Genomic DNA, 13493 nt, shown 5'->3' with positions numbered 1-13493 from the left:
GGTGGCCCCCGAAGGGGGTCGGGAGAGGGGAGCGACGCGGCAGAACAGGGCTTGGCCCGTCATGCCGGTCGCGTCCCCTGCTGAACCGGGGTTCCCCTCTCCCGGCCCGGCCTGACGGCCGGCCCACCCTCCCCCGCAGAGGGGGGTGGGAGGCGCGTCTGGGGTTGGCCTTGGTTCTTGTACGGCAGCGATGTGTGACCATCGCAGCCGGCGCGGGCGTGGCGCCCTTCGCTCTCAGCCCGCGACGATATGGGAGGCCGAACGCCCCGCTCAGTACTTCCGGATCAGCGGCGCCGGTGCGGCCGCGGGCGGGGCGCCGAACATGTAGCGGAAGCCCACCGAGACGATGTCGGCGCTGGAATCGACCACGCCCGCGAAGGCGATGTTGCTGACGTTGTAGTCGCGCCCGACCCCCGCGAGGATGCGCGAGCGGTCGAGGAAGAAGTGCGAATAGGCCAGGTTCAGGGTCAGGCGCTCGTTCCAGCGGTAGCTCGCGCCCACGGAGGCGATGTAGCGGTCGCCGTCGGGCAGCCGCACCGAGCGGTTGCGGAAGTCGATCGGCGAGGATTCGTAGGCGAAGCCGGTGCGCAGGGTCAGGTTGGGCGCCGCGTCGTATTCGGCACCGATCGAGTAGGTGTAGCCGTCCTTGTAGTTCAGCGGCAGGTTGCTGACCGGCAGGCCGAGGCGGTTCGACACGATCCCGATCGTGCCGAGCCTGGACCACTGATCCCATTCGAAGCCGAGATTGAGCCGGGCGACCGGCGAGATCGCCTGGACGAGGCCGACGCTGAGCTTGTCCGGCGTGTTGAGCTTGGCGCGGACCTGTCCGGCGAGCGGCGCCAGCGCCACCAGCGGCACGCCGATGGAACCCTCGATGTCGTGATGCACCGACGAGCGGTAGCCGATGCCGATCACGGTCCCGTCGCGCGGCGTCAGGGTGGCGCCCGCCGTGAAGCCGACGCCCCAGGATTCGCCCTTCAGGAACGAGCTCGGATACAGGGTCGGCGCGATGCCGGGGATCGGCAGCGCCTGCCGCAGGGTCAGCCGGAAATACTCGATGTTCGGGCCGGCGGCGAGGGACAGCCACTCGTTGACCTTGAAGCCGATCACCGGATTGAATGCCAGCGTGAAGATCCGGGACGAGCGGCCGTAGACCTCGCCGGCCCAGACCTGGTTCGGCTTGGTGACCAGGCCGAAGGGCGCGCCCGTGGAGAGGCCGAGCCACAGGCGGTCGTTGAGCTGGTAGGAGGTCGCGCCCGCGGGCACCACGGCGCCCTGCCCGATATCGCCGGAGCCGCCCAGACCCGCGAAGCCGGGATTGGTCCCAGGCGCGGTCCGGATCTCGGAGGAGAGACCGATATAGGTGAGGTTCTGCTCCGCGACGAAGCCCGGGTTCATCGTAATGGTGGCGGGGTTCCAGAACATCGACGAGACGCCGCCGGAACCGGCGGCCGCGCCCGCGAAGGACAGGCCCTGGGCCTGGGTGCTCTGCTCCCGGATGCCGAACGCTCCGGCCCGGGCCTCCCCGGCGCCGAGCGCCGCCACAGCAGCCGCGAGCACCGCCGCGCGCATTGTCCCGCTCATCTGTCCCCCCGAACCGGTTGGTTTGCTGGGGCGTCCTGATTCGACCTTGTGTCCCGGTCCGGCGCCCTTTCCGCCATGGTGCCGGTTTCCCCGGGTCGATCGCAATGACGATTTCTATTCGGGCCGGCGCCGAGGCCATTGATGAAGTGAAAATCTGCAGGGCGATTTATTGCGCGCCGTCATATCGAATTCTGACTTCTCACCGGCCCGACAGTTGTTCGCGGATTCACCGGGGCAATGAACAATAAATCTATCGCCGTTGGAACCTGCACTTTTTTGCCACGATGTGACCAAGTTGTGACACCCCGCGCGGGCATCCCCGGATCCGGCGGCGCTTGCACCGGCGGTCCTGCCCGGCCATGGTCCCGGCGCCCGGCGTAGACCGGTTCCAGGGAAGGATGAGGAGTCGCGGCGATGAAGCTCTTCCGGCACGGCCCGAGCGGCGACGAGAAGCCCGGCCTCGTGGATGCGCAGGGGGGCCTGCGCGATCTGTCGAGCATCGTGCGCGACATTGCCGGCCCGGCGCTGGCGCCCGAATCACTCGCCCGGCTGCGCGCCCTCGATACCGAGAAGCTGCCGAAGCTGGCGGACGACGTGCGGCTCGGCCCCTGCGTCGGCGGCACCCGCAACGTCATCGCGATCGGCCTCAACTTCGCCGACCACGCCGCCGAGACCAACTCGCCGATCCCGGCCGAGCCGATCATCTTCAACAAGGCGCCGTCCAGCCTGTGCGGGCCGAACGATACGGTGATCATCCCCAAGGGCTCGGCCAAGACCGACTGGGAGGTGGAGCTCGCCGTGGTGATCGGCCGCCGGGCGAGCTACGTCCACGCCAACGAGGCGCTGAACTACGTGGCGGGTGCCTGCATCTGCAACGACGTCTCCGAGCGCGAGTGGCAGCTGGAGCGCGGCCCGACCTGGACCAAGGGCAAGAGCGCGCCGACCTTCGGGCCGCTGGGGCCCTGGCTGGTGACGCTGGACGAGATCCCCGACCTCAAGAACCTCGCCATGAGCCTCGACGTGAACGGCGAGCGCCGCCAGACCGGCTCGACCGCGACCATGATCTTCGACGTGCCCCAGCTCGTGGCCTACGCATCGCATTTCATGCTGCTGGAGCCCGGGGACGTGATCACCACAGGGACCCCGCCCGGCGTCGGCCTGGGCATGAAGCCGCCGCGCTACCTCAAGGCCGGCGACGAGATGGTCCTGCGCATCGAGCGCCTGGGCGAGCAGCGCCAGAAGGTCATCGCCTTCGACGACTGGACCGCCAAGGTCTCGGCCGGCGAGCCGACGCACTGACGCGGGCGCCGCCGCCTCCGCACCGGATGGCGGCGGCCCGCAGGGCGCTTGATTTTGGCCACCGATCCCACTCAAGAAGACATCATGAGCCAAGCCGCCGACCCGCACGCCTCCGATTTCCGCCACGACTGGAGCGTGGCCGAGATCCGCGCGATCCACGATTTGCCGTTGCTTGATCTGGTGTATCGGGCCGCAGGCGTGCATCGGGCCCACAACGACCCCAGCGACGTCCAGCGCGCGAGCTTGCTCTCGATCAAGACGGGCGCCTGCCCGGAGGATTGCGGCTACTGCTCGCAATCGGCCCACCACAAGGGCACCGGCCTGCCGCGCCAGCGCCTGATGCCGGTGGAGACGGTGCTGGCCGAAGCCGCCGCCGCCAAGGCCAACGGCGCCACCCGCTTCTGCATGGGCGCGGCCTGGCGCAGCCCGCGGGACGGCGCGGAATTCGACTCCGTGCTGGACATGGTGCGGGGCGTGCGCGGCCTCGGGATGGAGGCCTGCGTCACGCTGGGCATGCTGACCGCCAGCCAGGCCGAACGCCTGGCCGAGGCGGGGCTCACCGCCTACAACCACAACCTCGATACCGGGCCGGACTATTACGAGAAGATCGTCTCGACCCGCACCTACGAGGACCGCCTGAATACCCTGGAGCGGGTCCGCGAGGCCGGGATCGGCGTCTGCTGCGGCGGCATCATCGGCCTCGGCGAGGGCGTCGGCGACCGGGTCGCGATGCTGCAGGTGCTGGCCAACCACGCGCCGCACCCGGAGAGCGTGCCGATCAACGCCCTGGCCGCGGTCCCCGGCACGCCGCTCGGCGACACCGCCACGCCGGTCGATCCGTTCGACATGGTGCGGATGTGCGCCACCGCCCGCATCGTCATGCCTAAGGCCCGGGTCCGCCTGAGTGCCGGGCGCAAGGCCCTGAGCCGGGAGGCGCAGGCTCTGTGCTTCCTCGCCGGGGCCAACTCGATCTTCTACGGCGAGCGCCTGCTCACCACCGCCAACAACGAGGCGGATTCCGACGCGGCCCTGCTGCAGGATCTCGGCATCCGGGTCGCCGAGCCGATCCTCGCCGCGGCGGAATAGCGTCTCACGCTTCCGCCAGCACGATCCGGAACCGGGCCCCGCCCTCGCCCGGATCGAGGGTCAGGCTGCCGCCGTTGATGCCGATCAGCTCGGCGGCGATCGGCAGGCCAAGCCCGGTGCCGCCCGAGCGCACCGAGCCTTGGAACGGCGAGAACAGGTTCTCCCGGGCCCGCGCCGGCAGGCCCGGGCCGTTATCGGTCACCAGGATGGTCACCCGGCCCGGCTCCTCGCGGGTGGCGGCGACCCGGACCTCGGCGTCGGGCATTCCGGCGCCGTCGAGCGCCTGGACCGCGTTGCGGACCAGGTTGGCGAGCGCCCGGGCGAGCTGCTCCGGATCGGCCTGGACGCGGCATTCGCCGGCCGCCACGGTCACGCGAACGGGATGCGACGCGAGCGCGGCGAGATCCGGCAATTCGGCGAAGAGCGGCGCCAGCGGCGTGCAGCTTAACTTCGGCGCGCGTTCGGACACGCGCCCGTAGGACAGGCTCGCTTCGCAGAACCGGATCGCCCGGGCGATGGCCGCGACCAGCCGCGGCGCCACCCGCTGGACCATCGGGTCGGCGGTATCCTCCAGCCGATCGCCCAGGAGTTGCGCGCCGGTCAGGAGGTTGCGCAGCTCGTGGCTGACCTTGCTGACCGCGAGCCCCAGCTCGGCGAGGCGCCGCTTCTGGCGGAGCTGATCGGCCAGGATCCGCTGCATCCGCCCGAGCGCCAGTTCCGCCTGGCCGATCTCGTCGCGGCGGCGGGACGGCGCGATGATCCGGCCGGCATCCTCCGGGTTCTCCGCGAAGGCGGTGATGCTGGTGGCCAGCCGCCGCACCGGGCGCACGATCAGCACCTGCAGGACCACGAAGACCAGCCCGGCCGCGGAGGCCGCGATGATCAGCGAGGAGACCAGCAGCCGCAGGGCGTAGTCGATCATCGCGGCGCGCAGGGGCGCCTCGTCGAGCAGGACCTCGACCCGGTCGAAGCCGATGCCCCCCTCCCCGATCACCCGGATCGGCTCGCGCACCGGCGCGACCAGGGTCCGCCAGGCGCCCCGGATGGTCGACCAGGCGGTGACGTCGCGCAGGTCGACGGTGTCGGCGACCGTCTCGGGCACCGGCTCGATGGCGAGCAGCCGCTGGGCGCCACCGCCCCGCACCGCGATCGCCCGGGCGTTGACCCCGGCGAGCAGCCGGCTCTCCACCGCCTCCGAGACCGGCTCGCCGGTGCGGCCGTCGAGGACCAGGGCGGCGACCTGCGCGGCCGCGACCCGGTCCGACATCCACTCGATGCGATAATTGGCGACCGCCGGCACGTAGGTCAGCACCTCCGCCACCACCACGAAGGCGACGGTGACCAGGAACAGCCGGCCGGACAGACCCAGGCGCGCCGGGGGCCGCTCGGGCACCTCGCGCGACGCGGCGGAAGCCGGGGTCGCCGCAGCCGCGACCGTGTCGGATTCGACGGCCACGCTCATCACGCTCCGACCGGACATTGCGGCGGGCGGGCGACGTGGGGATCGTGAAAGCTCGAGCCGTTTCCGGCCTTCGCGCGGGACATGTTCGGGACGCCATCACTTCGAAGGCGGGAACACAGGCGCATTCCCGCGCGCACTATACGAGCACGATGACGCTGAGGTTGCATGTACCTTGGAACACCTCGAAGAACGTCCACGGCCGAGTTGGCGGGCAAGCGGACGGGCACCCCGAGCGGCGCCCCGTCCTGGCGTCCCGCTCACTCGCCCCTCACCCCCTTCGGAACCGCCGGCTCAGCACCATGCTGCCCAGGGCGAAGACCGCCAGCATTCCCAGGCCCGCCACCATCTTGGGCGTGATCAGCGCCCGCAGGGTCAGGGCCTCGTCGCAGCCGGGGGCGCCGGAGGCCAGGCAGGCGGCCCGGGCGGCCTCGTGGGCGGCGACCACGTCGTCGATCCCGGCCCCTGTGGTGGCGTAGACTAGGGCACCCGGCAGCAGGCCCAGGAAGGTCGCGAGCACGAAGACCCGCATCTTCACCCCGCAGGCGGCCGGCGCGAGGTTCGTCATCCAGAACGGGAACAGCGGCAGCAGCCGCATCACCGCGATGTAGCCGAAGGCGTCGCGCCGGAACCCGTCCGTGAAGGCGGCGAGCCGCGTCCCGCCCATCCGGCGCAGCAGGTCGGCCCCGGGCCCTTTGCCGATGGCGAAGACGATCGCCGCCCCCGTGGTGGCGGCGCAGACCGCCGTGAGCGCCCCCGGCACGATCCCGAACAGGAAGCCGCAGATCATGGTCAGGATCAGCGTGGCCGGCACCGAGACCACCACGGCGGCGACGTAGACCAGGTAGGCCGCCACCAGCGCGCGGGCGTATCCGGTCTCGACGAAGCCGTGCAGCCAGGCCCGCGAGGCGAGCAGCCGGTCGAGGCTCAGAAGTTGCGCGACCCCGGAGACCAGCACGATCGCCGAGATGCACAGCAGCAGCCCCAGCGGCAGCCAGCGCCGCAGCCGCTTCCAGCGCCCCTCCGGGGCGGACGCGAGCCCGGCGTCGCTCACCCGGGCTTGCGCATCCGCAGGATCTTGAAGAAGCCGCCCGGGAAGGTCGGCTTCAGCCCCAGCACCTCGACGCCGTTGCGCCGGGCCCAGGCCTCGATCCGGGTGGCCTTGAAGTCCGACGACCAGCCGATCTTGGTGCAGAGCGGGGCGACGACCTCCTCGACCCGGGCCAGCGGCCCGTCGCTCTGGCCGAAATGGTTGGCGAGCACGATGCCGCCGCCGGGCCGGACCACCCGCAGGAACTCGGACATGGCGGCCTCGGGGTCGGGCACCAGGGTGATCAGGAACTGGGCCACCACGGCATCGAAGCTCGCATCGGCGTAGCCGAGATGGCAGACATCCATCACCTGCAGGCCCTTCACGTGGGACAGGTTCCGGCGCTTCACCTTGGCGCGGGCGCGCTTGAGCATGTCCTCGGAGAGGTCGACCCCGCAGACGAAGCTCGCCTTCGGGTAATAGCCGAGCGCCAGCCCGGTGCCGACGCCGGCCTCCAGGATCCGCGGCCCGTGCTCGGCCGCGGCCTCGACCGCGGCCCGGGCCGCGGGCTCGGTCAGCTTGTCGTAGACCACGTCGTAGACGGGGGCCCAGCGGGCATAGGCCTTGCGCATCAGGGCCGTGCTCGGCCCGGCCATCTGCGGCTCGCTCAGCATCGTTCAGACTATCCAGAAAGTGAGATCAGGCGGCTTCTCGGGGCCGGGCCGACAACGCATCGACCCGGCGGATGGTGCCGCCGCCCAGCACCCGGGCCCGGGGGCCGTCGTCGCCGTAGATCGCGCAAGCCTGGCCCGGGGACACGCCGTCCTCGGGCTCGGTCAGCACGACCTCGGCGGCGCCGTCCGGCCCGATGGTCAGCGTCGCCGGGCGCGGCGGCCGGGTCGAGCGCACGCGGACGGCCACTTGCAGGTCGCGCACCGACTCGGCCGGGCCCTCGCCCAGCCAGTTCAGGTCCGAGAGGCGGATGCGGGTTGTCGCCAGCGCCGTGCGCGGGCCGACCACCACCCGGGCGGTGTCCGGCTCCAGGCGCACGACGTAGAGCGGCTCGGAGCCCGACAGGCCGAGGCCCCGGCGCTGGCCGACCGTGTAATGGACGATGCCCTCGTGCCGGCCGAGGACGTGGCCGGCGAGGTCGACGATCTCGCCGGGCCGGGCCGCGTCCGGGCGCAGGCGGGCGATCACGTCGCTGTAGCGGCCCTGGGGCACGAAGCAGATATCCTGGCTGTCCGGCTTCTCGGCCAGTGACAGGCCGAGATTCTTGGCGAGCGCCCTCGTCTCGGTCTTGGACATCTCGCCCAGCGGAAAGCGCAGGAACGCGAGCTGCTCGGCCGTGGTCGCGTAGAGGAAGTAGCTCTGGTCCCGGGCGGGATCGAGCGCGCGATGCAGCGCCCGCCCACCATCCGGCAGCGCGCGGCTCGCGACGTAATGGCCGGTGGCAAGCGCGTCGGCGTTCAGGTCCCGGGCCAGCCCGAGCAGATCGCGGAACTTCACCGTGCGATTGCACTCGACGCAGGGGATCGGCGTCTCGCCGGCGAGGTAGCTCTCTGCGAATTTCTCGATCACCGCGTCGCGGAACCGGTCCTCGTAGTCGAGGACGTAATGCGGGATGCCGAGATGCTCGGCGGCCGCGCGCGCATCGTTGATGTCCTGGCCGGCGCAACACGCGCCCTTGCGATGGGTCGCGGCGCCGTGGTCGTAGAGCTGGAGCGTGACCCCGACCACGTCGAAGCCCTGCCGCTTCAGCAGCCCCGCGACCACGGAGGAATCGACGCCGCCCGACATGGCGACGACGACGCGCGTCTCGTGGGCTGGCTTGGGAAGGTCGAGGGCGTTCATCGCACGGGTCCGCCGCCGCCGGCTGAAAGGCGTCTCGGCTGCACGGCCCGTCTATAGCGGGAGTCCGGCCGGCTTTCCAGGGTTGGGTTTTCCGGGCGCCTGCGATGGCGACGCATCGCCCCGTGCGGGGCCGGAGACGTCCCCGGCGCCGTCATTCCGGGTCGCCGCAGGCGAGTTCGGACTTTAGAGCCACCGGCGGTGCAAGAGCTTGGCGCCTCGGGATCCCGGGCTCCGCTGCGCGGCCGCAGGATGACGGCGCGTGGCGGCACCGGTCCAGCCGGAGGCTGCACAATAAGACCGAGCTTTCCGCGGTGGAGCGCGATGAATCGTCCGGCCTGTGTCACCCATGGCGCGTGCGGGAGCGGGCACCTGGCCAGACCCGGGGTTGCGTCGGCTCATCAGCCTCCGATGGAATCAGCCTTCGTATCACTCACCTCTGCGCTGCACCCTGCAACGAGATCCAGACGCTCGGCGCCCGGCAAATCCTGCCTGGCGTGCGGCAGGTTCGGCCCCGGGGGAAGCGCCACGCCTGCACCCACCCTAAGAAAAAACGTTTGCGTTCAGCCGCTTACCGGGACACGTCGATGGCCTGGCCCTTGCTCGATCCGCAGCGAGAGGAGCCTCACCATGGCGAGCGGCGCAGCGGATCGGTTGGATGTCAGCGGGTGGATTCCGGCCGCCCGCACATCGTCCACCCCGCGATCGAGCTGGGATGCGGCGGGCGTGGCGGCCCGGGCCGGCGACTCGTCGCAGGACCGCTTCGGCGCGGCGCTGAGCGCGGCGCGGGCCCGGGATGATGCGGCGGCGAGCCGCGCCCGCGTGGACGCCCGGCGCGATCAGGCCGATGCGGCCCGCACCACCTCGGAGCGCGCGCGGGATGCGGCCGACACCGCCAAGGCGCGCGCCGCCGCCCGTCCCGAGGCCCGCCCCACCAATCCCGCGCGGTCGGCAGAGGCCCGCGTCGAGGCTCCGATCCTGCCGCCGGCCGAGGCGCGGCCCGCCAAACCGATGACCCGCACCGAAACGCAGGGTCCGGCGAAACCGTCGGATCCCGCCCCCGCCGCCGGCCCCGGCCGGAACACCGATCCGACGGCGCAGCCGGCCTCCGCCGACGCCGCCGGCACGCCGGTGCGGGACGCCGCGTCCGACGCGACGGCCGCCGATCCGGCCAAGACCGACGCGGGTGCAGCCGATCCGGCCGCGCCCGAGACCGCGCAGGCCGAGACGGTGCCGAGCGAGGTGCCACCCCAGGCCGCGACTCAGCCGACGGCCCCGGCCGTGCCCGGCACGGTGCAGGCCCTGCTGGCCGAGCTGATCAAGGGCGCTCCCGTCCAGACCAAGGCGGCCGATGGCGAGGACGGCGAAGTCGGCGTGACCGGCACCGCCGCATCGGGGACCGCGCTCGCGGACACCTCGGTTGCCGCGACGGAAGCGGCAGGCGGGAAACCCGGCCTCACCATGATTGGGGCCAAGACCACCGCAGCGCCGATGGCGAAGGCCGCGGGTCCTGGTGCGAGCCCGGTCGAGGCGGTCAAAGCCGGCGAGGCCGATCCCGCGGGCGCGGAAGCGGCGTCGGGCACGCAGGCCAGTCAGGATTTCCTCGCCGCCCTGGCGGAGGCCGGGCAAGGCGGCGGCGCGTCGGCCGGATTGCTGGCGCCCGCCCCGGCCCCGCCTCATGGCGGCCCGGACCCGTCCGCCCTCGCTCCGCAGGCCGCAGTCGGGACCAGTCCCGGCGTGACGCAGGCCGCCGTGCTCGCTCCGAATCCGATGCAGGCGCCGCCGGATCCGGCGGTGCCGATCGGCCAGGTGCCAATGACCATCGGGCTGCGCTCGCTCGCCGGATCGAGCGAGTTCCAGATCCGGCTCGATCCGGCCGAGCTCGGGCGGATCGACGTCAAGCTCGAGATCGACAAGGCCCGCGGCACGGTGACGACCCATCTGGTCGTCGAGCGGCCCGAGACCCTGGCGATGCTCCAGCGCGACGCCGGCCAGTTGCAGCAGGCCTTGTCCCAGGCCGGGCTCGACCCGTCCGGAGGCGGCCTCAACCTGTCGCTGCGCAGCGACGGCAACGCCCAGGGCGGCGCGGGCGGCGGCCAGGGCGACGCGCCCCGGAACGGCCAGGCCGCCTGGGCGCAGGATCGGGCCGAGGCGGCCGAGGAGACCGCCCCGACGCGCTGGCTGCGCGGCTACGGCGGCCTCGACATCCGAATCTAGCGCGATGCGCGACCGCATCGAACCATCACCCGTCCGGGCTGTCCGCCCCGACGCGCCACGGGAGCGAGCCGCATGACCTCCGGCATATCCGGCGTTACCAACACATCATCCACAGCGACGAGCGTCAGCGGCAATGCCAGCGAGATCGCCGGCAACTTCACGCAGTTCCTGACGCTGCTGACCACGCAGCTCAAGAACCAGAACCCGCTCGACCCGATGGACACCAACCAGTTCACGCAGCAGCTGGTCCAGTTCGCCGGCGTCGAGCAGCAGCTCAAGTCCAACGACCGCCTCGACAGCATCCTGACCGCGTCGAAATCAGCGAGCTCGGCCTCGGCCACGAGCTATATCGGCAAGAGCATCACGGCCGACGGCAGCAGCTCGCAGCTCTCCAACGGCTCGGCCTCCTGGACGCTGACGCCCGCCCGGGCGGCCCCCAAGGCGGTGGTGACGATCCTCGATTCGAAGAACAACGTGGTGGCGACGCAGACCACGTCGCTCACCGCCGGCAGCCAGACCTACAGCTGGAACGGCAAGACCTCGGCCGGCCTGACCGCGCCGGACGGCACCTATTCGATCAAGGTCTCGGCCGCCGACACGACCGGGACGAACGTCGCCGTGGACACCCAGCTTAACGGGACCGTGGACTCGGTCGACCTCAGCGGCACGGCGCCGGTCCTGATGATCGGCTCCCAGAAAGTCCCGCTCAGCAGCGTCCAAAGCATAGGGTTGTCCACAAGTGGCACCTGACGAATCATATCCGAGTGATCCGCTTCAACATCTCTTAAGCGGGCGCAAGTACCTTCAACGCTCGACAGGTCAGTCGAGTGTAGAGCGTATCATGACCGAACCCAGCCGCCCGAGAGTCAAATACGTGATCGGGCCCGACGGCAGTCCTCTGACCATCGCGGATCTTCCGCCGCCGAGCACCCGCCGATGGGTGATCCGGCGCAAGGCAGAGGTCGTCGCCGCCGTGCGCGGTGGCCTCCTCAGTCTCGAGGAGGCGTGCAAGCGCTACACCTTGACCACCGAAGAATTCCTGAGCTGGCAGTTCTCCATCGACCAGCACGGCCTGGCCGGGCTGCGGACGACCCGGATCCAGCATTACCGGCACTGAGCCGCGATCGCGCCGAACGGCCCGATCCCCGGAAACGACACCGTCCGAAGCCGCGTCCGCATCCCGGATGCGGCTTCGTTCCGTTCCGGGACCCAACTTTACGCCCGTCCCGCGCCCGGCATTAACGCCCCGCTAACCATGGGCTGGGCAATTTCTGCCGGGCGGGGCGTCGGGCTCCGTCAGCGTCAGAGTGCAGCGAACCGCCCGTGAAGCCGGTCCTCGATCTCGTCACGAAGCTCGGACCGGCCCGGATCGCCGCCATGGCGGCGGTGACGCTGACCCTGATCGGCTTTTTCGCGTTCATCATCCTGCGGGTGTCGCGCCCCGATATGGGCGTGCTGTTCTCCGACCTGTCGATGCAGGATTCGGCCGCCGTGATCCGCGAGCTCGACAGCCGCGGCATCCGCTATGAATCGAAGGGCGATACCGGGCAGACCATCATGGCGCCCCGGGCCGACCTCGCCCGGCTGCGCATGGATCTGGCCGGCAAGGGCCTGCCGGTCCAGGCCGGCGTCGGCTACGAGATCTTCGACAAGGGCGACGCGTTCTCGTCCACCAACTTCGTCCAGAACGTGAATCACCTGCGCGCCCTGGAGGGCGAGCTCGCCCGCTCGATCCGGGCGATCGGCCGGGTCCAGGCGGCCCGCGTCCACCTGGTCCTGCCCGAGCGGCGCCTGTTCGAGCGCGACCGGGAGACCCCGAGCGCGGCCATCGTGCTGAAGCTGATGGGCGAGCTCGATGCCGGGCAGGTCCGGGCGATCCGCCATTTGGCGGCTTCCGCCGTGGAGGGCCTGAAGCCCGAGCGGGTCTCGATCGTCGACGAGCGCGGGCGCTTGCTCGCCGACGGCGCCAAGGATGCCGACGCCAACGGCGCCAGCGGCTTCGAGGACCGGCAGATCGGCCTGGAGCGGCGCCTGCGCGGCCAGATCGAGGACGTGGTGGCCGGCATCGTCGGCCCGGGCCGCGCCCGGGTCCAGGTGAATGCCGAGCTGGACCTCAACCGGGTCGAGAGCCGCTCCGAGACCTTCGACCCGGAGAGCCGGGTCGTGCGCTCGGCCCAGACGCGGACCGAATCCGCCGTCACCGGCAATGCCGACGGCCAGGTCACCGTCGGCAACGAGCTGCCCGGCGCCAATGGCGGCGACAAGCCGCCGGCCCCGAAGGACGCGACCAACAAGAACGAAGAGACCACCAACTACGAGATCTCCCGGGTCACCAAGACCGAGATCGCCGAGGGGGGCCGGATCAAGCGCCTGTCGGTCGCCGTGGTGGTCGACGGCGTCTACGCCACCGCCCCCGACGGCAAGCAGACCTACGCGCCCCGCCCGCCGGCCGAGATCGAGCGGATCACCGCCCTGGTCCGCAGCGCGGTGGGCTTCGACAAAGCCCGCGGCGACCAGCTCGAAGTGGTGAACCTGCGCTTCGCCGAGGCGCCGAGCGTGCCGCAATTCAGCGAGCCGACCCTGATCCAGTCGCTGCTGGCGCCGACCAAGGACGACGTGCTGCGCATGGCCGAGCTCTCGGTTCTGGCGCTGCTGACCCTGATCGTCCTGCTCACGGTGGTGCGTCCGCTGGTGCGGCAGGTCCTGGCGCCGGTGCCGGCCGCCCCGGCTCTGGCCGGCCCCGCGACCCTCGCCGAGGCGGCCGCCGCCGCGGCCTCGGGTGCCACGGTCACCATGATCGAGCGCGACAACCCGACCGCCCGGCTCATGGAGTTCGCCAAGATCAACGGCCAGATCCAGGCCGACACGGTCCAGCGCGTCGTCGACATGGTCCGGGCGAGCCCGGCCGAGACCGTCGAGGTGCTGCGCACCTGGATCCAGGAAGAGTAGCGCGTCGAGGATCGGGGA

The 13493-nt window shown here is 71.3% G+C and carries 11 protein-coding genes; 6 read left to right on the top strand and 5 right to left on the bottom strand.

What is annotated here, in order from left to right:
- Positions 1-270: 270 nt before the first annotated feature.
- Entirely contained in the window at positions 271-1584 is a 1314-nt protein-coding gene (locus tag WYO_RS27885; protein WP_244424342.1) for an OmpP1/FadL family transporter, read from the bottom strand.
- A 414-nt stretch (positions 1585-1998) separates the two neighbouring features.
- On the opposite strand from WYO_RS27885, the gene WYO_RS27880 reads away from it, so the two are divergent.
- Positions 1999-2883, top strand: coding sequence for a fumarylacetoacetate hydrolase family protein (locus tag WYO_RS27880; RefSeq protein WP_007569092.1), 885 nt, complete (start codon positions 1999-2001; stop codon positions 2881-2883).
- A gap of 84 nt (positions 2884-2967) precedes the next feature.
- Positions 2968-3969, top strand: a complete 1002-nt coding sequence (gene bioB, locus WYO_RS27875) for a biotin synthase BioB (RefSeq protein ID WP_007569089.1) — start codon at positions 2968-2970, stop codon at positions 3967-3969.
- Positions 3970-3973: 4 nt separating this feature from the next.
- Here bioB and WYO_RS27870 read toward each other — a convergent pair whose 3' ends face one another.
- The 4 genes from WYO_RS27870 to mnmA form a co-directional block, all read right to left on the bottom strand.
- Positions 3974-5449, bottom strand: a complete 1476-nt coding sequence (locus WYO_RS27870; RefSeq protein WP_039904542.1) for a HAMP domain-containing sensor histidine kinase — start codon at positions 5447-5449, stop codon at positions 3974-3976.
- A 250-nt stretch (positions 5450-5699) separates the two neighbouring features.
- A complete protein-coding gene (locus WYO_RS27865; protein WP_007569086.1) occupies positions 5700-6482 on the bottom strand; it encodes a VTT domain-containing protein in 783 nt (260 codons plus the stop codon).
- Complete coding sequence (locus WYO_RS27860) at positions 6479-7132, bottom strand: class I SAM-dependent methyltransferase (RefSeq protein WP_007569084.1); 654 nt, start codon at positions 7130-7132, stop codon at positions 6479-6481. The genes WYO_RS27865 and WYO_RS27860 overlap by 4 nt, the downstream gene beginning before the upstream one ends.
- 25 nt (positions 7133-7157) lie before the next feature.
- Positions 7158-8312, bottom strand: a complete 1155-nt coding sequence (gene mnmA, locus WYO_RS27855; protein WP_007569083.1) for a tRNA 2-thiouridine(34) synthase MnmA — start codon at positions 8310-8312, stop codon at positions 7158-7160.
- A gap of 723 nt (positions 8313-9035) precedes the next feature.
- Between mnmA and WYO_RS27850 the strand changes: the two genes are divergently transcribed.
- The 4 genes from WYO_RS27850 (at position 9036) to fliF (ending at position 13475) form a co-directional block, all read left to right on the top strand.
- Positions 9036-10526: a flagellar hook-length control protein FliK gene (locus tag WYO_RS27850; protein ID WP_052311460.1), complete on the top strand. Its 1491-nt coding sequence runs from the start codon at positions 9036-9038 to the stop codon at positions 10524-10526.
- A 72-nt stretch (positions 10527-10598) separates the two neighbouring features.
- Entirely contained in the window at positions 10599-11276 is a 678-nt protein-coding gene (locus WYO_RS27845; RefSeq protein WP_007569079.1) for a flagellar hook capping FlgD N-terminal domain-containing protein, read from the top strand.
- Between the two features lie 91 nt (positions 11277-11367).
- The gene (locus tag WYO_RS27840; protein ID WP_007569077.1) at positions 11368-11643 is read left to right on the top strand and encodes a DUF1153 domain-containing protein; all 276 of its coding nucleotides are present in this window, start codon (positions 11368-11370) and stop codon (positions 11641-11643) included.
- A gap of 206 nt (positions 11644-11849) precedes the next feature.
- Complete coding sequence (fliF, locus tag WYO_RS27835; RefSeq protein ID WP_007569074.1) at positions 11850-13475, top strand: flagellar basal-body MS-ring/collar protein FliF; 1626 nt, start codon at positions 11850-11852, stop codon at positions 13473-13475.
- The last annotated feature ends 18 nt before the right edge of the window (positions 13476-13493 follow it).

It is taken from the genome of Methylobacterium sp. GXF4 (genome assembly GCF_000272495.1).
Classification (GTDB): domain Bacteria; phylum Pseudomonadota; class Alphaproteobacteria; order Rhizobiales; family Beijerinckiaceae; genus Methylobacterium; species Methylobacterium brachiatum.
Note: the sequence above shows the minus strand (reverse complement) of the source record. Positions and strands in the feature narration are given on the sequence as shown.